Raw genomic sequence first — 24,627 nt, 5'->3', positions numbered from 1 at the left:
GGCAGTCAGGCGGCGGTTCGCGGCGATGCATTGCCGCGCTCGCCACTTACTAGGTTTGAAATTGCGCGTACGGCATCGAGGTCCAGGGCATCGACGCGATTGCCGCCGCACAGGGCTCCTCGGAAGCCCAGGTAATCGGGTTTCAATTCCAGCAGCGGTGCAATGTCCGTGGCGCGAAGCGATCCGGCCAAGCCGCAGAGCAAGCCGTGCGAGTGAGTTTCGGAAACGAAAGTCCGGAGAAAATCGTTCGAGCACGATTGCCGCAGCGATCCTTTTTTCTTATCCCGTGTATCCAGCATGGCTCCGGCGAAACCGGCCGCTGCGAGCTCCCCGAGCCAATGCAGATCCGGCGATTCGTCGCCGAACATGACCGCGATAAGACGGACATTTCGGCGGGCGAGGGGTTGTAAGCTACGAATGACGCCGGCCCAGTCCCCGCCGGGGAGAAAACCGATTTTCACGTAATCGACGCCGGTCGCCGCCATCGCTTCCACGGCGGGCAGTACGATACTGGGTTCCATCGGCAGATCACCGACGGTGGCACTGACCGGCCGGTCGCCGCCCAATCGACTGACGATGCGGCTGACTTCGGCAACGGCCAAGGCGCCCAAGGCTCCTTCGGCGGGATTTTTCAAATCGATGATGTCGACGCCGATTTCCTGAACCTGGCGGGCTTCGGCAAGGTTGGTGACGCTGGCGAGCATGCCGGTCATGTTCGGACCGCCTTGTCGGGGTTGGCGTGTTTGAAGTCTTCGATCATGTCCATCAGCCAGCCCCAAGCCTCCAGTTCCTTGGCGCCCGCCGTTTTGTCCAGGCCGATGCGGAGATATGCGAGCTCGGATTCGATCTTGTCCCACGGCAGCATGTGCAAGCGGCTGACCAGGATCGCCGCTTCCAACACGGCGTACTGGGCCCGGTTGAAACCGCGAAACGGCGCGTGATTCGCTTCGTGAACCACGCGGCAGTAAAGCTTCGGCCGGAGCTCGTCCTCTTCCCAGCGCAGCAGTTCCAGTTCGGCATGGGCGAGAGTTTCGGCCAATCGTTGGCCGGGTACGCGTTCCGCTTGGATCAGCGGCCAATCGCGGCGCCCGCTGAGGCAGCCGGCGAAGATGCGGACGTCGTCGGTGTAATTGATGACGGCAGCGCGGCTGGCCAGAACGTTATCCAAGGTGGTGGACGGCCGGAACGGCATAATGAGCAGTTCGTCGTCCAGAACATGCACGCCCATGGGCGCGATGTGCACAACGCCTTGGGGCGAACAGCTCGTGATGATGGTTTCGCGAATCATTCTTCGTCTTTCGGTGTTTTCTGTAAGGTCGAACCGGCGGGCTTGTAGGCGTGGGGATCGATCGCTCTTTCGGGCGCTTCCACATGGCAGCCCCACTGCAAGGGCTCGTCCTGCGAGTAACGCTTGCCGAGCTGCCAGGCAATCTGCGCCCGGGCCAACTCGACCCCGAGATAAAAGGCGTGGCCGCCGTCGGTTTCCACGCCCAGCTTCGGATAGAGCTCGAAGGGATCGGCGGCGGTGTGAAAGCCCTCGCGGTTGAAAATGTGCACGCCATCCGGGCTGATCTGGATGCGATAGCTCGGGTCCTTGATCTGTCGATAGACTTCGTCGATCTCCTCGCGGCTGAGCGGAAACGGCGCCCGCTCGTGCAGGGCCATCAGCCGGTCGTCGATATGCTTGGGCAGCGTATTCAGTTCGCGGGCGGCGAACAGGATGCGGCGCGCCAGGTCGGCCTCGCGCACGGCCCTGCGGGCATGCTTGCTGACCTGGGTAGCGAGGATGTGTTTGATATGCAGCTCCGAGCAGATTCCCAGCAGGGTCGCGTTGATGCCGGCGGTGTCGGCATGGGTGAGTTCGGTCAGATTGCCGACCCCCATCATGATCTCGATATCCGGATGGCGCCTCCGGACCTCATGGTAGCGGACCAGCGAATCGGTGAACCCGAAATGGATCGGGTCCAGGATCGGATCGACGATGAAGGCGCGGCTTTTTGCCCGCATGGCTTGAATGGCTCGGTCGAGCGAATCCAAATCGGTGTGTTTGGCGGGAATGAGAATCGGGGTTGAGGCCACCTGGTCGGCGATCCACAGCGACTCTTCATGGAGGCTCAGCAGAAAGTCGGCGCCCGCCGTGCCGCCCCGCAGCAGATCGTCGTTTTCGAGCGAATCGACGCTGACTTGGAAACCCTCGGCTTTGAGCGCGCCGACCGCCTCCTCCAGATGGGGAAACGGCGTCGCCGGCAAACAGCCGACGTCGATCACGTCGGCGCCGTCCTTCCGGTAGTCGCGCGCTTGGCGGAGGATGCCGTCGATGTCCAACCGGGGTGCGTCGACGATTTCCGCGAAGATGCGGAGTTCGTAACGGCTGATATCCGGCTTTTTCTTCTTCTTGCCGAAAAATTCCGGCAGATCGTGCAATTCTTCCGGTCCCCGTTCGATGGGAATACCCATGTCCTTCGACAAGGTTTCGAGATCGCCCCGGCAGCGCCCCGGCACCAACACGCGGTCGGCGCCGAAGGTGTCCTTGAGCCGCCGCCGGATCATGTCCGCCGTCATCAGCGCCGCCACGGTCAGCCCCAATTGATGCACGGTGTACCCGAACTCCGGTTCCATGTCCTCCAGAGTGCGGCGCAATTGCTTTTCCGCCAGCTTGCCGGTGAGAAACAGGATGTGCTCGGGCATTTAACGGTGGGGAAGGTGGTGAGATAGACGCGTTACGGGCTTGGACCGCGCGATTATAACAAAGATCGGGGTTCCGCTCCCCGAAGACCCTGGGTCTTAACGGCAGGTATGGAACAGTGTGACGCTGCACTCGCTGGCGCACCGTTGGACTATATTTCGTCTCGCCGTCCCGATCGGTCAATCATGAAGGCTGAGAAAAAGCAGCGCTTAAGGTGCCGGACCTTGGATGTTCGCTTTTGGAGGGCCTCCGTTTAGTCGAATGAACATACTCGGACTAGGATAATCATGGAGCGCAAGCAAAAGATCTCGAAGGAATCGTTCACATGGATATTAGGCAGCCTATGCAGACTGCACCATATTCCCTTTGACGCACGCCTGCTGCTACAGCGCCACCCGCCGGGCGAGAACGGCGGTTATGCCGTCGCTGATGTGCTGAACGCTGCTGAGGATCTCGATTTTAGAACCGGTGTGGTTGCCGCCGATGCCATTGGTGATTTTGGGGTGCTCACATTGCCTTGCCTGGCTTTTCTGCGGGGGCCGCGCGAAGAGCCGGTTGCAAACGAGCATGCTCAAGGATCCCGTGCCGCGGAGCAGGGATGGGCCGTTCCGATTCTGGTTGCGCGATCGGAGGAGGGGCGGGTCTTCTACTTCGAGGCGGGTTGCGTGACTCCCAAGGAGTGTTCCCGCGATGAGCTGGTCGGCCGTTTAGATCCGGTCTTTCATCTATTCGCTCTCAAATCGGACCCGGTAAGGGATAAGGATGGCGCCGAGCTGGCCACGGAAAAACCTTTCGGCTTCGCGTGGTTTGTCCCGGAGCTCTTAAGGCATCGCCAGGTTTGGCGAGACATCCTTGCGGCGTCACTCGCCCTGCAACTCGTCGGTCTTGCCATGCCGCTGTTCACTCAGGTGGTCATCGATAAGGTCGTCGTTCACCAGACCCAAGCCACTCTTGTGGCGGTGAGTGTCGGGCTTGGCCTTTCCATCATCTTCTCCGCCATCTTCTCCTGGGTGCGGCAATACCTTGTGCTCCATACCGGCAACCGTATCGATGCCGTTTTGGGCAGCCGAGTCTTCGCCCATTTACTCAGGCTCCCGATGCAGTATTTCGCTCATCGTCCCACCGGCACATTGGTCGCCCGGCTACAGGGCGTGGAAACCATCCGTGAGTTCCTTTCCGGCGCGGCGGTCACGCTGATTCTCGATCTGCCTTTCATGACCGTTTTGTTGGCCGTGATGTTCTGGTACAGCTGGCAGCTTTCCTTGATTTCTCTGGGCATATTGTTGCTGCTCGGTCTTCTCAGTCTTGCCGTCACCCCGCTGTTCCGGGAGCGCTTGAATCGGCAGTTCCTATTGGGTGCTCGCAACCAGGCGTTCGTCACGGAATATGTGTCCGGAATGGAGACCGTCAAAGCGCTTCAACTCGAACCCCAATTGGAGAAGCGCTACGGCAGCTATTTTGCCGATTACTTGGCCGCCGGATTCGATACCCGGCAGGTTGCCAACACTTACAATACCGCCGCCGGTGCCCTGGATCAGATCCAAGGGCTTGCAGTACTGGTGGCCGGTGCGCTCTTGGTCATGAATAACGACGGCTTCACCATCGGCATGCTGGTCGCTTTCCAAATGTTCGCCGGGCGGCTCTCCCAGCCTATGCTGAGGATTGTCGGGTTATACCAAGAGTTTCAGCAGGCGAGCCTTTCGGTCAGACGTCTAGGTGATCTGATGGGTGCGCCGGACGAGCCGTACTCGCTGGTTCCCGTTCGCACCGGTTCCGCTTCGAGTACGATCGAGCTGGAGAGTATCGGTTTCCGCTACGACGAAAGCCAGCCGTGGATTTATCGGGGGTTTTCCTACACCTTTAAACCGGGCAAGACGACTCTGATCATGGGACCCTCCGGTTCGGGAAAAAGCACGCTCGGAAAGCTCCTGCTCGGTTTCTACCGGACGTCCGAAGGGCGAATCCTTTTGAACGGCCAGGATATCCGATACTTTGCAGCCAACGAGCTGCGCGCCAGGTTCGGCGTTGTGCCCCAGGAGACCGTTCTTTTCTCCGGTACCCTCTACGACAACCTCCACATGGCCAATCCATTGACCGGTTTCAGCGATATCGTGAACGCGTGCCGGCTGGCGGAGATTCACGACACCATCGAAAAACTGCCCAAGGGTTACCAGACCGAGATCGGCGAGCACGGGGTGGGCCTTTCAGGAGGCCAGAAGCAGCGTGTCGCCATTGCCAGAGCTTTACTCAAGCGTCCTCATATTCTGATCTTCGACGAGGCCACATCCAGCCTCGATGCCCAAACGGCTGAGCACTTCGCCGCGACCATCAACCAGTTGAAGGGCAAGGTCACGATTCTCTTTATCGCGCACCAGGTACCCAAGGGCTTGCGGGTGGATGAGACAGTGATTTTGGGGATTGCCGCGGCTGTGCGTGAGGAAAATCGGGGTGTCGAAGTAGAGAATTAGGGCGTTTCATCTAGTGGAAATGATCGGCAGTACCGAGGATGGCGGGGCGGTGTATAGGCCGCTCATGACTAATGTGTAATCTACGACTGACAAAAAACCGTGAGCGATGTCACAGATTTCGGTGCCCGGTTTTAATATTCTGCAGGTTAAGTTCTGTTTAGGGTGCAAGGATTATGCGGTGTAAAAGGACTTCTCAAGTTGCAATGGCTTTGCCCATTAATGATGCAAAAACCAAATGAGCAGTATCAATATCGCTAATGCTTTGAGCCTATTTATAGGCACATGCGCATTTTTCATTGCAGCGATTACTGTCGCTGATGTCCAACCTAAAGTCTGTGTGGAGATTCAGGGATTGCTGGCAGCCCGGCAAGCGGGGCGTGCCCCTCCCGGCTTTGAAGTCGACTACCGACCGCTAGACGGTGGGGATGATATATACCCTGGTCTAGATATAGACAGCGATGGCGTCGGCGATCACATTTTGAGGAGTTGCGGGGCAAGCCTCGATGCACTCTGCACCTTATATATTGAGCTTTCAACCGGTGAACGGCTTGAATTGGAAGAAGAGCGTTTTTTCTTGGTTCGCGTGGGGGCCTACCTTTATGTGATTGTGGGCGAAGGACTGTTAGAGCCAGAAGAAATTAAGCGAGATAAGCGCCGCGTTTATCAAGTTACTAAGCAAGCAATAAAATTGATTTGCCCGCATATTTAGGACTCCCATGCTTTCCTATAGAACTCTGACTACGCAACTGTATATCGATGCGGTTATCGATGTAATCAGCAAAATGGAAGGACACCTCTTCAGGGTTACTGACCTCCATGATGGCAAGTCGACGATTGGATACGGATACACGTTCGAGCGTAACGATAATGTTGTGCTGTGGCAAGCTGCCGGTATTAATCTAAGTGCTGTGGATTTGGCGGTATTACAGCAGATCGACGCAGCGGCTCGAGCTCAAAAGACGGCCATCGCACTTAGTCAGTTCGGCAAGACGTTGACGAAGGAGGAAGCGAAAGCACTCTTGGGGCAGACTTACCAGAAATATGAGGCGCCCGCCAATGATCTCGTCATGCCCGAGTCATGGGAGCGCGTCGCGCTCGTATCTGTAACCTACAATCGCGGGACCGGGAATGTGCGAAATAAAATGCAAGGATTTTATAATGCCATCCGTAACGCAGATCGAGCTGAAGCATGGTTCGATATCAGGTACGGAGCAAATGCCGCAAGCTCGGCATTTGCGCCTGGAATCGCTAAACGCCGCTATTACGAGGCAGAGCTCTTCGGCCTATACGACAATCCAACCAATGTTGGTGAAGCCGAGGCCATGCACGTTCTCCGCATGTACACCCGCCATCACGACGCCATCACGGCTTATGAAGCTAAATTCGGTGTTGATCTTTTCGGGAATGTGGGTAGCCGCAACATGATCGCCGAGGCCAACAACGACTACGGTCTTTCTGTATTTGATCCTGTGAACACCCTGGCGGAAGCGCTGAAACCAGCGCGGGATCTGCTTATTTTCAACTATGTGACCGATAAAGGTTTTAGCGCAGATATTAACGGTGAAGTCTTGGTGGGCGATTTCTGGTTCGACCTTCGGGATCAACTAACCGGAAGGGACCAGACCAATTCAGCAAATGCCCAGGCGCAGACTAGTAATGATCTTCTTTTAGGCGGGCAAAGCGACGATGTACTGAAAGGACTTGATGGGCGGGACGTATTGTACGGTGAGCGTGGCAACGACACTCTAGAAGGCGGCAAAGGCGATGATTATCTGTTAGGCGGTGAGGGCGATGACATCTACATCTACCATTCCGGCGACGGCAATGACCGGATCATCGACCCGGACGGCGGCTCGATCATCATCGATGATCAGACTCCTCAGAATTTATTTGCTTCCGGTGTCTTCATCAAAAAAACCGACCAGAATCTCTGGACCAAGACGGTCGGCGAACAGACTTTAGCGCTGACTCACAACAGCCCCTGGAAGTTGATGTTGCCGGACGGCTCGACCCTTGAGCTCGGAGATGCCTTCGATCCCGAGTCATTCCACATGAAGCTGGTCGATGACCAGATACCCACATTCATGCCCGATCAAACCATCCTCGGCGATTTGATCGAACCCAATCACAACGATGTCCTCCAAGACACGGCCGGCAACGACCTCATGCAGGGCTTCGGTGGTAATGACGTCCTTTATGCCGATCAAGGTGGTAATGACTGGCTTGAAGGCGGAGGAGGCAGCGATGCCATCGCCGGTCGAGCAGGTAATGACACTATCATCGGCGGCGCGGACCCCGATTTTCTGCGAGGTGATGACGGGCAAGACAAGCTCTACGCCGAAGCCGAAATCACCATTGAGGCGGCATTGGCCCGGCAAGATGTGGCTCCGTCCGGCCTCAAGGGCGACTTCTTCGACGGCGGCGTGGACGACGACACCTTGGTGGGCGACATCGGCAACGATGCCTTGAACGGCGGGAACGGGGACGACCTGATTTTGGGCGGGGCCGGCAACGACAACATCAACGGCGATCTCGAAACCGACGTTGTCTTGAACGGCTGGACCGTGGAGCGAAGCACCGTTCCCACCAGCAACGGCAGCATCGCCTATCACCTTACCTATATCAATACCTATTTCGAGCTTCCCACTGAAGGTGGAAACGATGTCATCTATGCCGGTGGCGGGGCCGACTGGGTATTCGGGGATCAAGGGGACGATTGGATCGACGGCGGTAGCGGTGACGACGTCCTGTTCGGGCAAAGCGGCCATGACCATATTTTCGGTGGCAGTGGCAACGACTGGATCAATGGTGATCAAACCGATACTCCGGAAAGCGAGCAGGGCGATGATTATCTGGCCGGCGAAGGGGGTGACGACAGACTGCTGGGCTATGCCGGCGACGACAGATTGTTCGGCGGCGCTGACAATGACCGGTTGGATGGCGACGTTCTTGGTGTTGCCCAAGGCACCGATTATCTCGATGGTGAGGCGGGCGACGATATTCTGCTCGGCGCCGGCAATGACGACACCCTGTTCGGAGGTGCGGGCATCGATTGGCTCCAGGGCGACAGCGGTATCGGCCTGGATGATGGAGATGATTTCCTGGACGGTGGGGCGGACGACGATACCCTGTTGGGCGAAGGCGGGGACGATGAGATTTGGGGTGGCGACGGCGCCGACTTCTTGATGGGCAACGCCGGCATGGATGTACTTTACGGTGGAGCCGGCAATGACCAAATCGTCGGAGATAACGGTGGGAGCGATACGAGTGGCGAGGCCGATATCATCGACGGCGGCGACGGGGATGATGTGATCGATGCGCAGGGAGGAGATGATACGGTCTCAGGCGGTGATGGCAACGATCTCATGGCGGGTAGGCTCGGTAACGACACGCTCTACGGCGATGCCGGGATAGATCAGTTGCAGGGCGGAGAAGGCGACGACCTCCTGGACGGCGGGAGCGAGAACGACACCCTGTTCGGCGAGCTCGGCAACGATACGCTCATTGGCGGCGACGGAGCCGACCTGCTGCTGGGTGGACAAGGCGATGACATGCTGGACGGCGGTTTGGGGGACGACGTCTATTACTACGGATTGGGTGAAGGCGTGGATCACATCGCCGACAGCGGCGGCATTGATTGGCTCGTGCTCTACAACGGCGCCACTTTGAATGATTTGCGCTTGGACGTGGGTTCGCTCAAGCTGGTTTTTACCGATGGGAGCCAAATCCATCTCGACGATTTCGATTCGGAGGATCCTCTCGGTCCCGGAGGCATCGAATACATTAAATTTGCCGACGGCACTGTCATGAGCCGCCAGCAGTTGGTCCAGGCGTTAGGCTTTCAAATAGAAGGTACGCCCTTCGACGATTTTCTTTCCGGCACAGCCTTTGGCGAGCCCATCCGTGCGCACGAGGGCCATGATGTCGTCATGGCTCGCGGCGGAGACGATGTCGTGGAATTGGATGCGGGCGACGACTGGGCGGACGCCGGCGAAGGCAATGACCGGGTGCTGGCGGGCGAAGGGGCCGACATCGTTTACGGCGGCGCCGGAGACGATCGGTTGTATGGTGGGATCGGCGATGATGTCCTGGTGGGCGATGCCGGAGCCGACCGTCTCTATGGCGAAGCCGGAAGCGATGTTCTGGCGGGTGGCGCCGGGAGCGACATCCTCGAAGGTGGCGATGGCAATGATATCTATCGCTTCGGCCGGGGTGATGGGCAGGATTTCGCTTTGGACGGTGCGGGCAGCGACGCCGTGCAACTTGTCGGCGATCTGGGAATCGATAACGTAACTTTGATGCGCCAGGGAGATGATCTTCTGATCTCCATCAAAGACACCAGCGACGACCGGCTTACGGTGAAAAACTGGTTCGACCCGGCGAGCAGTTTCCAAAGCGTCATACTGGGCGACGGTGCCACGCTGAACCGGGCAGGCGTCGAAGCGCTGATCCCGCGCAATCAGATGCCTTCGGCGATGGAAGACGTTATGGCGTTATCCGAGGACGGCGTGATCATGGCCTATGGCAATGCACTCGCCAATGACGTTGACCCTGAAGGACGGGCCTTGCGAGTGATTAATCCTGGTATGTACGCGGGTGCCTACGGCACCTTGGCGCTCGATGCCGGCGGCAATCTCAACTATACGCTCGACAATACCTCGATATCGGTGCAGGCGCTTGCCGCCGGGCAGACGGTGACCGAACGCTTCGGCTATACCGTCACCGACGATGATCCGGCGGGTGCTTCGACGGCGTCTTCATTCGTAGTCGTCGAGATTGCCGGCAGCAACGACGCGCCGACCGCGGAGCCCGACACGCTCCACATGATCGAGGATGGTGGTCTTACAGCAACCGGCAATCTGTTGGCCAACGACCGCGATATCGATGCGGGCACGGCGCTCCGAGTGACCGCGCCCGGTATTTATGCAGGCGCCTACGGCACGCTCTCGCTGGGAGCAGACGGCGGGTATACCTACGTTTTGGACAACACCTCGGCGGCCGTTCAATCGCTCGGGCGTTATCAGCAGGTCGTCGATCGTTTCGAGTATGATGTGACCGACGGAATCGTCGCAGTTTCCTCCGGATTGGATGTCACGGTATCGGGAAGCAATGACGCGCCCGCGATTGTCTCGCCGCTGCCCGATCAGACTATATCGACCAATACCGCCTATTCCTGGCAGGTGCCGGACGGAACCTTCGCCGATGTCGACCAGGGTGACGTGCTTGTCTATAGCGCCTCGCTCGCCGATGGCTCGGCGTTACCCTCCTGGCTGAGTTTCGATGCATCCACCCGAACGTTTTCAGGCCGCGTGCCGCGGGACGCCTCCAGCTATCTCGACATCGGCGTCACCGCCACCGATAGGGCTGCGGACAACAGCGATCTAAGCCGGAGCCTTGCGGCAAAAGATGTTTTCCGGCTCACGTTTGCCGCCAAGACGGGCGGCGGTGGAAGCGTCGGCAACGAAGGCGCCGGGAATGGTCCGGATGCCCCGCCTCCGGGCCACGATTATAGCTTCAACGATGGGGCCGGAGCTTCGCCCGGCAATCCGGGCGCTCAAGGTGGAAACGGCTATCAACCCGATGTGAATCCGCCGGAGATTTCGGCAATTGCGCCGGATAGCATTCAAGTAGCCGCGCCCGAGCTAAAGCAGGCTCACGCGGCTCAGGCATTACCGAGTCACCGCAGCAATGCGCATGCGGGCCGACAAGAGGGTGCCGGTGGAGCGCCTGTGATTCCCGAAACACCGGTGTCGAACATATCCGCTCCGGCAGATGCTCCAGTGATGGACGCAGATACAGGGGGCGGTCCCAAGCCAATAGGGTCTAAAAATCATGGCATCGCGGAAGACTCGATTGCCGATAGCTATCGCTGGTTCAATGCCTCACCGCAGGATTTGCAAGAGCCTACTTACATCGATCCAGATCGTTTAGAAAGCGGTAGGGCTACCCAGCTTTCCACTACGGTGGATCCCGGCACATGGGACGCCTTGTCGCATTGGAGTGATTTGGACGAACGCCTGTTGGCTCATCTGGCGAAGACGGATGGGGCGGCTACCGGGAACGACGCGGTCACTGGCAAAGATTTTGCCGGCTTCGATGGCTTTCTCGGTTCAACGGTCGGATTTGCCGAGGATGCGCTTTCCCTGGGCGGTGATGGCAATCGTCTAAAGCCTTTCCGAGGACTGCAGGAAGGTTTCCGCCCTGTTGCTTGAGGTGATCTTGGGGGGTTAAGTGGAGGAGGTTAGCCATGAAGGCCGCATTGAAACCACAGCGTTATAACCGCGGCTTAGGGACGAATCCTGCCGAATTCGCTCCGGATATGCTGCGCATCCAGACGATGCCGCCACGTCCTTTGCCGCGTGCGGTATTCAAGCTGACATTGATTTTCTTTGTGGTCACCGTAGCGTGGGCCGCACTTTGTCGACTCGACGTGGTCGCGGTGGCTCACGGCAAACTCGTTCCTCAAACATACGTCAAGATCGTGCAGCCTGCCGAAGCGGGTATCGTGAAGGAAATCCTGGTCAACGAGGGGGATGTCGTTAGGGAAGGGCAAGTGCTGATACGTATGGACAGGACGTTGGCGGTAGCCGATTTGGAAGCGCTTCGGACGGAATTTCTGCAAAAATCGCTTGCCTTGCGGCGTATCGACGCGGAATTATCGGATCGGCCGTTGGTGCCCGATTCAAATGATCCTCCGCAACTTTTTCGCGAAACGGAGGCGCAGTACGTCGCCAATCGCCGGGCTCTTGAAACGGCAATCGCCGAGGAGAAAGCGGCCTGGCAACGGTCTAGGCAGGAAAGGGCCGCGGCCCGTGAGACCGAGGAGAAGTTGGAAAAGATTTTGCCTCACTACAGAGAGCAGGGCGAAGCTTACCGCGAGCTCATGAAGAAGGGGTTTGCCGGCAGGCTTATGGCAAACGAGAAGACGCGGGAGGTGATCGAGAAAGAGCAGGATCTTCGAGCCCAAAGATTCATCATCGCGCGCGAAGAGGCCGGCATGATGCAATCGGAGAGAAAGATTGCTCAGCTTGAAGCCGATTATCTGCAGAAGCTACGGGCCGAGCGGGCGGAAGTATTCGAAAGGGTTGAGAAGCTTAGGCAGGAGCTTGCGAAACAGGATCACCGGCAGGGGTTGCTTGAGCTTAAATCTCCTCAGGAGGGAGTGGTAAAGGATCTGGCAACGCATACTATCGGCACTGTTGCTCAGCCTGGCACTATTCTGATGACCTTGGTGCCCGCTTCCGAATCCTTGCGCGGAGAGGTATGGGTATCGAACGAAGATGTCGGATTCATTCGGCCCGATCAGCCTGTGAAATTGAAGCTGGCCGCTTTCCAATTCCAAAAGTATGGCATGGTGGACGGTCGGGTGAGTTATGTGGCGGCTGACGCAGCCGACTCGCAGGAAGAATCCGTGGATGCGAGCAAGCAAACCGATGCTCTGGTTTACCGGGCACTCGTTACGCTCGAAAGCCAGCAGTTGGTGGCGGATGAGGTGCCCTACAAGCTGGCTTCCGGAATGCAGATTGCGGCTGAAATAAAGCTCGGAGAGCGGACAGTATTGGAGTATTTACTCTCGCCGCTTCAGAAGGCGTTCCATGAGGCTGCCCGGGAGCGATAACAATTCTGAGATGACAGCTGTAATAAAATCGTAACCTTGCACGGCTATTTTCGCGAAGCTTTAACGAACTGTTCGCGGTTTGTCATTAGCCGAACAAGCGAGTCCGATTATGAACACCATACCCACGGCTTTGTCGCGCGAGGACTATTTGAGCCTTAAGCGGGCGCACCGGCATCTCGAACATCCCAGTCTCGCAGTCAGGCTTGCCGATGTCATTGGGACACCACTGGAGAAGGGGGTTAAGCTCCTGCCGAGGCAGTTGCACCAAGGTTTGCAGCGCTGCGCTGAAAATGCCATTTGGAGAGCCTTGGGCGTGGCGGTCGCGAGTTTGAAGAATAAACAGGGCGCGGCGTCCCATGACGCCTGCTACAAGTTGCTGGGCATAGCGAGTGGTGCGGTCGGCGGTTTTTTCGGCGGGCCGGCCCTGCTGGTGGAACTGCCGTTTACGACCACCCTTATGTTGCGTTCAATCGCCGATATCGCCCGTAGCACGGGTGAAAATCTGGACGATATCGCAACCCGGCTGGCGTGCTTGGAAGTATTTGCCTTGGGTGGGCGCTCGAAGGAGGATGATGCGGCGGACACCGGTTACTACGGATTGCGTCTCGCTTTGGAGATGCCCGTCGCGGCAGCCTCTAGCTATATCGCTCAGAATGGCCTTGCCAATCGTGCCGGGGCACCGATGCTGGTGGATTTCATTACGATGATCTCGAGCCGTTTCGGCATAACGGTCTCGGAAAAGGCTGCTGCGGAAATAATCCCGATCATCGGGGCGGTAGGCGGCGCTTTGATCAATAGCGTGTTCATTCAGCACTTTCAAGATACGGCACGTAGCCACTTTACGATCCGCCGTCTCGAGCGCAAGTACAGTCCGAGCCTCGTCCAGGCCGAGTACTATAAGTTGCGCAGTCCCGAATACAGGCTGCTGTACGCGGCGGCTTAGTCTTTCTCTATTTAAACTTTTCGTGGTCCTTGGCCCACTGGCATAATAGCCTTGGCTTCTAGGCAAGCCGAGGTTTCGTTTTTCATCAATCAGGACATTTCTGGGGTCCACGGAGGTATCGATGGCAGGTCTCGGCGATTTTTTCGAAAATGGTGTGGCAAAAGGTGTTGTGATCGGGCTAGGTGTGGTGGCGGCCGGCGTCATTCTTGCGCCGGCGTTGCGGCCGGCTGCTCGTGCAGCCGTGAAATCAGGCATTCTGCTTTTCGAAAAGGGCCGCGAGTGGGCGGCTGAAGCCGGTGAAACCCTCGAAGATTTGGTAGCCGAGGTTCGGGCGGAATTGGCGGAACAGGCGGCGGCTGCGGAAGGCTTTGAAGCTGCCGAGGAAACCGCTGCGAAAACCCATCCGAAAGGCTGAACGATGGTCTCGGCCTTTGTCATTCATGAGCTTCCCGGCCGCTTGCGACTGAGAATTCCCGAAAAGCGCAGCGATGCGGTTTTTTTTGCCGATCTTGCCGAGCGTTTAACCCAATGTCCGGGCGTTACGCGCGTCGCGCCCAATGCGCTCACCGGTAGCGTGTTGCTGCTTCATTCCTCGGAAACGCGCGCGGTCGACGTTGCAAAGTATGCCGAGCAATCCGCTTTGTTTTCCGTGAAACCCGTATCGGCAGCGCCCGTCCGTACCCTGGGCCAGCATGCCTCCGAAGGTCTTGACGCGTTTGACCGCAGTCTTAACTCGGTGAGTGGCGGATTGGTGGATTTGCAGTCGGTCTTTTTTCTTTTATTGCTGGGATTGGCGGTTCATCAGGCGAGGCGGGGACAGCTTTTGGTGCCGGCAGTTTCCCTGCTTTGGGAGGCGATCGGTTTGGTTGGTGCGGATAAAATCGGCAAGCACTAGGCCAAAAATGTGCTTGCATCCTGTCGGACGTCCCAGGCCGTCTAACGGCTCCTGAGGCGCTAACTCAAGCGCTGATGCAAAGGGCTTTTGCGGGGAAAGTGCGCTTTCAGGAATTCCATTTGATCGGTTAGCACCCGGCGTCCCTGCAGGTAGACATATTCGGCATGGGTCGGGGCGAACGGGATGGCGAGGAGTTGCATGCCGGCTTGCTCCGGGGTCCGTCCGGCTTTGTGGTTGTTGCAGCGCTTGCAAGCGGTTACAACATTGTTCCAGGTGTCGGCTCCTCCGACGCTGATCGGAGTAATGTGGTCGCGGGAAAGATCGCTATGGTGGAATCGATGGCCGCAGTAGAGACAAAGGTTATTGTCGCGGCGGAACAGGGCGGGATTGCTTAGGGGCGGAACGTAATTGGGGTCAATGCCATGGCCGTGATTGTGATGGTGAAGCGTGGCGATAATCGAATTGACTTCGATCAGGCTGCGGCGACCCGTCTTGGCATTGATTCCGCCGCGCAGCGTATACAGGTGGGTACCGCAGCTATAGGCCACTTGGTCTAGATGATAAAGCTTTGCCGCCTCTTGGTAGCCTATCCATTCCAGCGGCATGCCAGAGGCATCGGTACGTAACACCTGTAAATGATGAATCTCCATAGCTCCTCCATTGGTCGATTGCTGTCTTTCATTGCAAAATGGTTAAACGATTGATTCCGGATAGTGTCGTCAGTCAACTTATGCACAGTGTATTCAATTTGTTTGTCAAGGAGAAATTTGGATCGGTGCTGCCAGAATTTAGTATCTTCTGGGTTCGTTAAGTCATTGATAAAAATATAAAAGTAAGTTTTGGCCAAAATTTTTACAATTTGATGAAACCCTAGTTCTCATGCATTTTTCGGCAACATCCCGACACCTATTCCACAAAGTTATCCACAGAAACTGTGGATAAGCAAACGTTGCTGGCACCGTGAGGCCTGGTGCGGTTTTCCCGATTTTACCCGGGTTATGTGCCGATTAGGTGAATATGCCGAAGATTCTAAAGATCGCCGTTTCGGTTCCCTTGCGGCGGCTGTTCGACTATCTCCCGCCTCCAAACACCAATTTGCAGGATTTGACGTGCGGCGTCCGCATTGAAGTTCCTTTCGGCCGTCGTCGGAAGATCGGTATTCTGCTGGAAATCTCAGAGGAATCGGTGGTGGACCATGGACGTTTGAAGGAGGCTTTAGCGATACTCGACAGCGCTCCATTGCTGTCTCCGGACGATCTTCGATTGCTGCGGTGGGCGAGTCAGTATTACCACTATCCGATTGGCGAGGTCGTGTCAGCGGCTCTGACCGTCCTCTTACGCAAGGGCAGTGCAGCTGAGCTCGCGGGAGAACGGCGTTTGCGCCTGACCGAGGAGGACAATACCGTTGCGGAGCAATCGTGCAAAAGAGCCCCTCGCCAAACGGCATTGATCGGATTGCTCCGCGAGCACCCGGACGGCGTTCCTTACGGGGTTCTGAGCGGATTGGATTGGGATTGGCGTGGCGCCGCCGACGGTCTGATTCGTAAAGGTATGGCGTGCTGGTGCCAGAGTCAGGAAGCCCAAGTACCCGCTCGCCATTTATTTGAATCTCCTCCTTTCGAACTCAACGAGGGGCAGCAGCATGCCATAGCCACCGTGCGGGAAGCCATGGACGCCTACAGCGCTTTCCTGCTGGAAGGCGTCACCGGCAGCGGTAAGACCGAAGTCTACTTGCAATTGACGCAGGAGGTTCTGGAGCGCGGCAAGCAGATCATGATTTTGCTGCCGGAGATCAATCTGACGCCTCAGCTGGAAGCCCGCTTTCGTACGCGCTTTTCGGTTCCGGTCGCGATATTCCACTCCGGTCTTACCGAGACCGAGCGTTGCCGTTCCTGGCTGCGAATGCAGCGAGGGGAGGTGGGTATCCTGCTCGGCACTCGTTCCGCCGTGTTCACGCCGATGAAGTCCCCGGGGATGATTATTCTGGATGAGGAGCACGATACTTCGTTCAAGCAGCAGGATGGATTTCGCTTCTCGGCGCGAGATGTGGCGGTCATGCGAGCTCGCCTGCTCAATATTCCCATTTTGCTGGGATCAGCCACGCCGTCCTTGGAAAGTCTCTGCAATGTGTGGCAGGGGCGTTATCGCCATTTGCAGCTTCTTCACCGGGCCGGCGGAGCGGTCCAGCCCAGCTTTCGATTGCTCGATATTCGAGCGCAGCGCTTGCGCGAAGGGCTTTCGCCGGCGCTGATCGCTTACATCGCGGATACATTGAGTCGGGGTGAGCAGGCGCTGCTGTTCGTCAATCGGCGCGGCTTCGCGCCGACTTTGATTTGTCACGCCTGCGGATGGGTGGCTCGCTGCCGGCGCTGCGATGCGAACTTGGTAGTTCATGCCGGTGACGAGCGTCTACGTTGTCATCACTGCGGTTTTGAACAGTCCTTAGCCAGTTCTTGCACCGGCTGCGGCTGTGAGGATCTGCGCCCGTTGGGCTTGGGGACCGAGCGTGTGGAGAAAGTTTTGGCCGAGTTGTTTCCCGACGCCCGCGTTGCCCGTATCGACCGCGACAGCACGCGGCGCAAAGGGCAATTGGAAGCGCTTTTGAACGATATTCATGAAGGTCGGGTGGATATTCTTATCGGCACGCAGATGCTGGCCAAAGGCCATCATTTTCCGCGGGTGACTCTGGTCGGGATCACTGACGTGGATTCCGGTCTGTACAGCACCGACTTTCGTTCCGGGGAACGGACGGCTCAGCTAATTACCCAGGTGGCGGGTCGCGCCGGGCGCGAAGAGCGAATGGGCGCGGTAGTGCTGCAGACTCGGCACCCAGGTCATCCGTTGCTCCAGGTATTGATTAGAGACGGCTATTCCGGTTTTGCGAAAGCCTGCTCGGAGGAGCGCCGGGCGGCTCATCTGCCTCCCTTCACCTATCAGATCCTGTGGCGGGCAGAGGCGTCCGACGCCGAGGCGCCGCTACGCTTTCTGGATCGTGTGGCTAATCTCGCGCACGAGCGATCATCGCCCGGTCTGCAGGTGTTAGGGCCGGTTCCCGCGCCAATGGCGCGGCGAGCGGGGCGGCAGCGTTATCAGTTGCTGTTTCAGTCCTCTAAGCGCAATGCGCTGCATAGTCTTATCAATACGCTGCTGCCGATGGTTTCGGAACTTGAGGAAGTCAAACGGGTCCGTTGGTCTATAGATATTGATCCCGTTGACCTTTATTGACGTCTAAGATCCCATTGATGGGGGCCTTGGCTTTTTTTCCAGCGGGGCTCACCTTAGCATCAGAGTAGAAGTGATCGCCGCGAGCCGCCTTAAAGATTTTTCTGCATAAGACTCAGCAAGCATGCGAGGAAGCTATGTTCCCATTACGAGACGAAAATCCAATTGTCAGGAGGCCTGTGGCGACGCTCGTGATAATCGGCCTGAATATCGCCAGTTGGGTTTTTCTTCAAGGTATGGGGAGCGGCGAGCCGCTGGCGAGATCGTTATGCATGTACGGATTGATTCCGGGTGAGTTGTTCGACCTCGCGCCGGTCGGAACCGTTATCCCCCTCGGAAACAATCTAGGCTGCGAGCTGGACGGAAGTACATCCGTTCTGACCTTGGTTACTCATATGTTCCTTCATGGCGGCTGGTTCCACATCATCGGGAACCTCTGGTTTCTTTGGGTATTCGGGGACAATGTCGAAGACTCGATGGGGCCGATCCGGTTCTTTATTTTTTATATAGTGTGCGGTTTGGCAGCCGCCGCCGCTCAAATCTTCACCGATCCGGCTGCGGCAATACCCATGGTGGGCGCGTCCGGTGCGATCGGGGGTGTTATGGGCGCGTATGCCCGACTCTATCCAAAAGCTAGGGTGGTTACCCTGATTTTTCTTGGATTCTACGTGACCACCGTGGCTTTGCCCGCTATCGCGATGCTGGGATATTGGTTTTTTATCCAGATTGCAGCCGGACTCCCCGCCCTGCAAGAGGCCGGTGGCGGTGTGGCGTTTTGGGCTCATATCGGCGGTTTCTTGGCGGGCTTGATATTGGTCGGCCCAATGCATCGCCCGGATTATCTGGCTCAGCACCTCCGGCATGCGCCGGGGCCGTATAACCGATACTGATTTTCCCGATGTTCAAAGTACTGGCTTGAAAGAGTTTCATGCTACCTGCCGTTTCCTGAGCAAGGGTCGCATATCCGCCAGGGCGACAATCAGGAGGTAAAGCGCAAGGAAGGCGGAAGCAACCGTCCAGGACGTCCAGCCACACGATTCCACCAATTCCTTGTGTCCGCCGTACAGCAAAAGCCCCAGTAGGAGATAGCCAGTGATCGTTCCGATTGGGTAACGAACCGGGTAATAGTATTGGCCCAGAGCGTACGACATAACGGTCATCGCGGCATAACACGCCAGGGTTGCCCAGGCGGAACCCATATAGCCCATGATCGGGATCCACCAAATATTCAACGCGATGGTCAGTGCGGCGCCGATCAGCGATACCCATGCGCCCGTCAGGGTTCGGTCGGTGAGTTTGTACCAGATGGACAGGTTCACATAGATGCCGAGGAACAGGTTGGCCAAGAGCAGGACGGGCACGACGTCGAGTCCTTCCCGGTATTCCTCGCCGACAAAGTACTTGAATACGTCGATGTACAAGGTCACCACTAGAAAGATGAACACGCAGAAGATCACGAAGTACTTCATGACGAGGGCATAAGCGCGCTTTGCGTCCGCTCGCCCGGCATAGGCAAAGAAAAAAGGCTCGCCGGCATAGCGGAATGCCTGTATGAAGAGAGACATCAATATCGACAGCTTGTAACAGGCGCCATAGATACCCAGCATGCGCAAATTGGTCGCAAGATCGTAGGGCAGCATGAACTTTAGAATGGCGCGGTCGAGCATCTCGTTGACCATTCCCGCGAAGCCGATAACCACCATGGGCAGGGAATAAACTAGCAAGCTTTTCAATAGACGCGAATTGAGTCCTAGCCGCAAGCTTCTAAACTGAGGCAGGAGCAGCAAGAGTTTGAAAGCGCTGGCCGCAAGATTGGCCAAAAAGATATAACCGACGCCGATAGCCGGGTCATACAATTGAGCGCCAAGCGAGTTTGGCCAAAGCTCGTCGGCCTTTTTGCAATAAACCAGGAAGAACAGATTGAGTCCGATAGCGAGCAGGATTTCGATCAGTTTGATGCCGGCAAATCGCCAGGCCCGGTTTTCGGAGCGCAATTTGGCAAACGGCAGCGCGGCTATGGAGTCGAGTGCCAGGATCGCGCCGAACCACACCAGATATTCCGGATGCTCCGGGTAACGGAGCAGCGAGGCGAGAGGCTCGCGAAATACGACTATTCCGGAGACAAACGCCAGATTCGCCAAGATCAGGAAGCCGAGCGCCGTCGAGTACACGGCGTCTGACCGGAGTTCTTGCCGGTTGCTGAAGCGAAAATAGCCCGTTTCCAGACCGAAGATCAGCAGTACGGCGAAAAAACCGGCATAGGCGTAGAACTCCGAAACGACGCCGTATTCCTGCGCCGGAAACGTATAGGTGTACAGCGGTACCAGCAGATAGTTGAGAAACCTGCCGATGATGCTGCTCAAGCCGTAAATGGCGGTTTGCGAGGCGAGCTTGCGGAGAGGGTTCAAAAGTTGATATGCCGGAGATGTTTGAAGGCCGCCATTTTATGGCGAGTCTGAATAGACGCCAAAATCTTGTCTACTTTTGTTCATGCGAGTCGCTCCGTGCCCGGCAGTCTCTTGAGTTTGCCGCGTGCAGAGAGAGCCCCTCGGATTCGTGGACAGCTGTCTCGGCATTCGCATGGTCCTGCGTTTAAATGCAGTCAAATTTTGGTCATTTAAGCGTGTCAAATTAAAACGTTTTATTGATTTTGGAAACGCGCAAAGCAAATCGTGGGAAGGCCCAATTTGGATTTGTGTGGTCTTGTATTTTAAGTTCATCGGCTAACAAGCAGATCGAGGTAACCTAATGGCGCCATTTATCGCAGAAAACCCTCTGGGCACCGATGAGCTGCAAAAGCTCGATGCCTACTGGAGGGCGTGCAACTACCTTGCGGTCGGGATGATTTACCTGAAGGACAATCCCTTATTGAGAAAGCCATTGAAACCGGAGCATATCAAGGAGCGTCTGCTAGGCCATTGGGGTTCCAGTCCCGGATTAAGTTTCAGCTACGTTCATCTCAACAGGCTAATTAATAAATACGATCTAAATGCGATTTTTATCGCCGGCCCCGGTCATGGCGCGCCGGGTGTGCTGGCGCCGATCTATCTTGAGGGCACGTATGCCAAGATCTATCCGAATAAGAATGAAGATGAAGAGGGCATGCGTCTCTTGTTCAGGGAGTTTTCGTTCCCTGGAGGCATCGGTAGTCATTGCACGCCGGAAATGCCGGGTTCGATCCATGAAGGGGGCGAGCTGGGCTACAGCGTTTCCCATGCCTTCGGTGCGGCATTCGACAATCCCGACTTATTGGTTGCCGTAGTCGTCGGCGACGGCGAGGCGGAAACCGCCGCTTTGGCGACGTCTTGGCATTCCAACAAATTCCTCAATCCCGTCCGGGACGGCGCCGTGCTACCGATCCTCCATCTCAACGGATATAAGATTAATAATCCGACTATCTTGGCGCGTATTCCTCATGAGGAACTGGAGCGGCTGTTCGAGGGTTATGGATGGACACCCTATTTTGTCGAAGGCAGTGATCCTGAGATCATGCATCAAGCGATGGCTGCCACTTTGGAGCATTGCGTACTCGAGATTCGCAGGATTCAGCAGGAGGCCCGCCGTGATGGCAGGCCGATCCGGCCGCGCTGGCCCATGATTGTGCTGCGCAGCCCCAAGGGTTGGACCGGCCCTGAGACGGCTGATGGCCACAAGATAGAAGGTTTTTGGCGTTCGCACCAGGTGCCGCTCGCTGGGGTAACTCAAAATCCGGCACATCTTGAGATGCTCGAAGATTGGATGCGAAGTTATGAGCCGGAGAAACTGTTCGATGCTAACGGCCGCCTTGTTCCCGAATTGAAAGCCTTGGCTCCCAAAGGGAGCCTGCGCATGAGCGCTAATCCCCACGCTAACGGCGGCTTGCTCCGTAAAGCCCTAAGAATGCCCAATTTTCGCGAGTATGCTGTCGAGGTACTAAATCCCGGCGCCGAAAGGTCGGAAAATACTCGCGCCCTCGGGCGGTTTTTGCGCGACATTATGGCGCTGAATCCCAGTAACTTTCGGGTATTTGGCCCGGACGAGACTACTTCAAACAAACTGGACGATGTATATGAGGCCAGCAAGAAGATGTGGCTGGCGGATTATTTGCCGGAAGACGCCGATGGCGGCGAATTATCGCCAGATGGGCGCGTCATGGAGATGTTGTCGGAGCACACGCTTGAAGGCTGGCTGGAAGGTTATCTGCTGACGGGGCGGCACGGATTCTTTTCGACCTACGAAGCCTTCGTTCACGTTATCGACTCCATGTTCAACCAGTTCGCAAAGTGGTTGGACATCTCCAACGATATATCATGGCGTGCCCCCGTATCGTCCCTAAACCTTCTGATCACATCTACCGTTTGGCGGCAAGATCATAATGGCTTCACCCATCAGGATCCCGGATTTCTCGATCTCGTAGTCAACAAGAGTCCGGAAGTCACTCGCATTTATCTGCCGCCGGACGTGAACACGCTCTTGTGTGTGGCGGATCATTGCCTCACAAGCACCTATACCGTCAACGTAATTGTCTCGGACAAACAGAAGCATCTGCAATATTTAGGTATGGACGCGGCCATAAAGCATTGCATCAAGGGCATCGGGATCTGGGATTGGGCGAGCAATGATCAAGGTTACGAGCCCGACGTGGTCATGGTCGGATGCGGCGATATACCCACACAAGAAGCGCTTGCCGCTATTGTGCTCTTGCGGGAGCATTTCCCGAACTTGAAGATTCGTTTCATCAACGTGGTGGATTTGTTCAAGTTGCAGCCTCCGAGCGAGCACCCCCATGGCCTGTCCGACCGCGACTTCGATAGTCTGTTCACCCTGGATAAGCCGATTATTTTCAACTTTCACGGCTATCCATGGCTGATTCATCGCCTTGCCTACCGTAGGGCAAACCACCAGAACCTGCATGTTCGCGGGTACAAGGAAAAAGGAAATATCAACACCCCGCTGGAGTTGGCCATTCAAAACGAAGTCGACCGTTTCAGTCTGGCGATCGATGTGATCAACCGCGTGCCGGGGTTATTGGTCGCGGGAGCCCATGCCAAGGAAAAATTCCGGGATATGCAGATCGAATGCAGCAATTACGCGTACGAGCACGGCGTGGACAAGCCGGAGTTTGCCAATTGGAAATGGCCGCAATGAGTAGCCGAAGGTTATGCGGCTTTGCCCGAGTCTCCGGGAAGGCTTCGAAGATGCATGTTTGCGCTTAACCCATAAGTCATGTCGAGGAAGCTTTTAGTCCTCAATTCCGGCAGTTCGTCCGTAAAGTATCGGTTGTTCGGTTTGAGTGACGAACGTGTCTTGGTGTCGGGCATTATTGAACGAATCGGAGAGGCTCCTGCTTCTCCGGTTGGTGCTGATGGGGCGAGCGGATTCACTAACCACCGGCAAGCCATCACCGAAGTGGTGCACAGGCTTAGGGAGTCGGGCGAACTGCAGGAACCAAATGAGCTTTTCGGTATCGGGCACCGCGTAGTGCACGGTGGTGAGGCTTTCAGTTCCGCAGTTGTCGTGGACGATGCGGTCATAGAGGCCATTCGAGCCGCTATTCCCCTCGCGCCTTTACATAACCCGCCAAATCTACTGGGAATAGAGGTTTGCCGTGAACTCTGGCCCGGCGTGCCTCAGGTGGCGGTTTTCGATACGGCATTTCACCAATCCATGCCGCCCTATGCATATCGTTATGCGCTGCCGAAAGGATTTTATCGAGATGATCGAATACGCCGGTACGGATTTCATGGATCATCCTTTGCGTATGTAACGAAACGTACCGCGGCATATCTTGGGCGGTCGCTGGAGTCGTGCAATTTCATCGTGTTGCACCTTGGTAATGGAGCGAGTGCCGCAGCCATTAAGCAAGGCCGGAGTGTTGATACATCAATGGGTATGACGCCTTTGGCCGGGTTAATAATGGGTACTCGGTGTGGCGACATTGATCCGGGCATCGTGCTCTATTTAATGAAATCCGGCAAATACTCGGTGAGCGAGCTAGAGCGACTTCTAAGCACGAATAGCGGGCTCAAGGGGCTTGCAGGAGCGAATGACATGCGTGAGGTTTTGGCGTGCGCCGAAGCGGGCGACGGAGACGCTCGTTTGGCCGTTGAAGCCTATTGTTACGCGATCAAGAAATACATTGGGAGCTACTTGGCAGTCCTAGGCCATGTCGACGCGTTGGTCTTTACAGGAGGTATCGGCGAGCATGCTGCCCCGATCCGCCACAAAATTTGCTCGGGCCTAGAGTCCTGCGGGATTACGATCAACATACCGAAAAATACGATAGAGCCGGGCGGAATGGCAGAACTTCAAGCTGCCAATAGTCGGGTAAAAATCCTGGTTGTGTACACCGATGAGGAACTGGAAATCGCCCGCCAGTCTGCTGAAGTGATCGAAGCCCGGGGTGTGGTCTCAACCGAATAACATCAGAAAAAAGCGGCTGGATTTGTTACCCCACACCCAGGCGCGCCAGATATTTGTCTGCCGCGCGGAGCGCTGCGTTATTCCGAAGGGCAGTGCTCACCTCTCTGTGACGACCTAGCCGCACGTCTTGATTTTTTCTCTTAGCTATATAAGCGCGAGCGGGTAACGACGTATCCCGTTCCTGCCTTCCAGCTAAGGCCTGGCGCGGCCCGCGGGCCTTAGCGGCCGCATCGTCTGAATATATGCGTATAGCCTTGACAAGGTATGAATGAGTGATAGACTGCAACGCACCCTAAAGGAGTGGGGCATTTTGTCGCAGGTGTTTCGGCGCCGCGGGGCAAGAGTGAAGAAGACAGGGACGCATGACGAGGCAACGGTGCGGCGACGCATCGC

Annotated in this window: 16 protein-coding genes; 11 read left to right on the top strand and 5 right to left on the bottom strand. The window is 56.6% G+C overall.

Features of this window, described 5'->3' with window-relative positions; all coding sequences use genetic code 11:
* Positions 1–5 precede the first annotated feature (5 nt).
* From VEB01_RS15880 to VEB01_RS15870, 3 genes are read right to left on the bottom strand one after another with little or no spacing between them, the layout of a single operon-like run.
* The gene (locus VEB01_RS15880) at positions 6–713 is read right to left on the bottom strand and encodes a (5-formylfuran-3-yl)methyl phosphate synthase (protein WP_324877118.1); all 708 of its coding nucleotides are present in this window, start codon (positions 711–713) and stop codon (positions 6–8) included.
* Complete coding sequence (locus VEB01_RS15875; RefSeq protein ID WP_324877116.1) at positions 710–1,288, bottom strand: DUF447 domain-containing protein; 579 nt, start codon at positions 1,286–1,288, stop codon at positions 710–712. Before VEB01_RS15875 ends, VEB01_RS15880 begins: the two co-directional genes overlap by 4 nt.
* Positions 1,285–2,688 carry a DUF6513 domain-containing protein gene (locus VEB01_RS15870; protein ID WP_324877114.1) on the bottom strand — a complete coding sequence of 468 codons (1,404 nt, stop codon included), beginning with the start codon at positions 2,686–2,688 and terminating at the stop codon, positions 1,285–1,287. The genes VEB01_RS15875 and VEB01_RS15870 overlap by 4 nt, the downstream gene beginning before the upstream one ends.
* A gap of 285 nt (positions 2,689–2,973) precedes the next feature.
* On the opposite strand from VEB01_RS15870, the gene VEB01_RS15865 reads away from it, so the two are divergent.
* The 7 genes from VEB01_RS15865 (at position 2,974) to VEB01_RS15835 (ending at position 14,610) form a co-directional block, all read left to right on the top strand.
* Positions 2,974–5,154, top strand: coding sequence for a peptidase domain-containing ABC transporter (locus VEB01_RS15865; protein WP_324877112.1), 2,181 nt, complete (start codon positions 2,974–2,976; stop codon positions 5,152–5,154).
* A 235-nt stretch (positions 5,155–5,389) separates the two neighbouring features.
* A complete protein-coding gene (locus tag VEB01_RS15860) occupies positions 5,390–5,863 on the top strand; it encodes a hypothetical protein (protein WP_324877111.1) in 474 nt (157 codons plus the stop codon).
* 7 nt (positions 5,864–5,870) lie between these two features.
* A complete protein-coding gene (locus tag VEB01_RS15855; RefSeq protein WP_324877109.1) occupies positions 5,871–11,366 on the top strand; it encodes a VCBS domain-containing protein in 5,496 nt (1,831 codons plus the stop codon).
* 35 nt (positions 11,367–11,401) lie between these two features.
* Positions 11,402–12,772, top strand: coding sequence for an HlyD family type I secretion periplasmic adaptor subunit (locus tag VEB01_RS15850; RefSeq protein ID WP_324877107.1), 1,371 nt, complete (start codon positions 11,402–11,404; stop codon positions 12,770–12,772).
* A gap of 109 nt (positions 12,773–12,881) precedes the next feature.
* Positions 12,882–13,715, top strand: a complete 834-nt coding sequence (locus VEB01_RS15845; RefSeq protein WP_324877105.1) for an EcsC family protein — start codon at positions 12,882–12,884, stop codon at positions 13,713–13,715.
* A gap of 121 nt (positions 13,716–13,836) precedes the next feature.
* Complete coding sequence (locus VEB01_RS15840; RefSeq protein ID WP_324877103.1) at positions 13,837–14,130, top strand: DUF5132 domain-containing protein; 294 nt, start codon at positions 13,837–13,839, stop codon at positions 14,128–14,130.
* Between the two features lie 3 nt (positions 14,131–14,133).
* Entirely contained in the window at positions 14,134–14,610 is a 477-nt protein-coding gene (locus tag VEB01_RS15835) for an HMA2 domain-containing protein (RefSeq protein ID WP_324877102.1), read from the top strand.
* A 59-nt stretch (positions 14,611–14,669) separates the two neighbouring features.
* Here VEB01_RS15835 and VEB01_RS15830 read toward each other — a convergent pair whose 3' ends face one another.
* Positions 14,670–15,260, bottom strand: coding sequence for an HNH endonuclease (locus VEB01_RS15830; RefSeq protein WP_324877100.1), 591 nt, complete (start codon positions 15,258–15,260; stop codon positions 14,670–14,672).
* Between the two features lie 367 nt (positions 15,261–15,627).
* On the opposite strand from VEB01_RS15830, the gene VEB01_RS15825 reads away from it, so the two are divergent.
* A complete protein-coding gene (locus VEB01_RS15825) occupies positions 15,628–17,835 on the top strand; it encodes a primosomal protein N' (RefSeq protein WP_324877098.1) in 2,208 nt (735 codons plus the stop codon).
* Between the two features lie 188 nt (positions 17,836–18,023).
* Positions 18,024–18,722, top strand: a complete 699-nt coding sequence (locus tag VEB01_RS15820; protein WP_324877096.1) for a rhomboid family intramembrane serine protease — start codon at positions 18,024–18,026, stop codon at positions 18,720–18,722.
* A gap of 36 nt (positions 18,723–18,758) precedes the next feature.
* On the opposite strand, the gene VEB01_RS15815 is transcribed toward VEB01_RS15820, so the two are convergent.
* Positions 18,759–20,240: a lipopolysaccharide biosynthesis protein gene (locus VEB01_RS15815; RefSeq protein WP_324877094.1), complete on the bottom strand. Its 1,482-nt coding sequence runs from the start codon at positions 20,238–20,240 to the stop codon at positions 18,759–18,761.
* 340 nt (positions 20,241–20,580) lie between these two features.
* Between VEB01_RS15815 and VEB01_RS15810 the strand changes: the two genes are divergently transcribed.
* Together VEB01_RS15810 and VEB01_RS15805 are read left to right on the top strand one after the other, a co-directional pair.
* The gene (locus VEB01_RS15810) at positions 20,581–22,959 is read left to right on the top strand and encodes a phosphoketolase family protein (RefSeq protein ID WP_324877093.1); all 2,379 of its coding nucleotides are present in this window, start codon (positions 20,581–20,583) and stop codon (positions 22,957–22,959) included.
* A gap of 78 nt (positions 22,960–23,037) precedes the next feature.
* Positions 23,038–24,234 (top strand): acetate/propionate family kinase, encoded by a 1,197-nt coding sequence (locus VEB01_RS15805; protein ID WP_324877091.1) that lies wholly within the window; start codon positions 23,038–23,040, stop codon positions 24,232–24,234.
* The last annotated feature ends 393 nt before the right edge of the window (positions 24,235–24,627 follow it).

Origin of the sequence: Methylocaldum sp. (assembly GCF_035627495.1) — a bacterium.
In the GTDB taxonomy this organism is placed as follows: Bacteria; Pseudomonadota; Gammaproteobacteria; order Methylococcales; family Methylococcaceae; genus Methylocaldum.
Note: the sequence above shows the minus strand (reverse complement) of the source record. Positions and strands in the feature narration are given on the sequence as shown.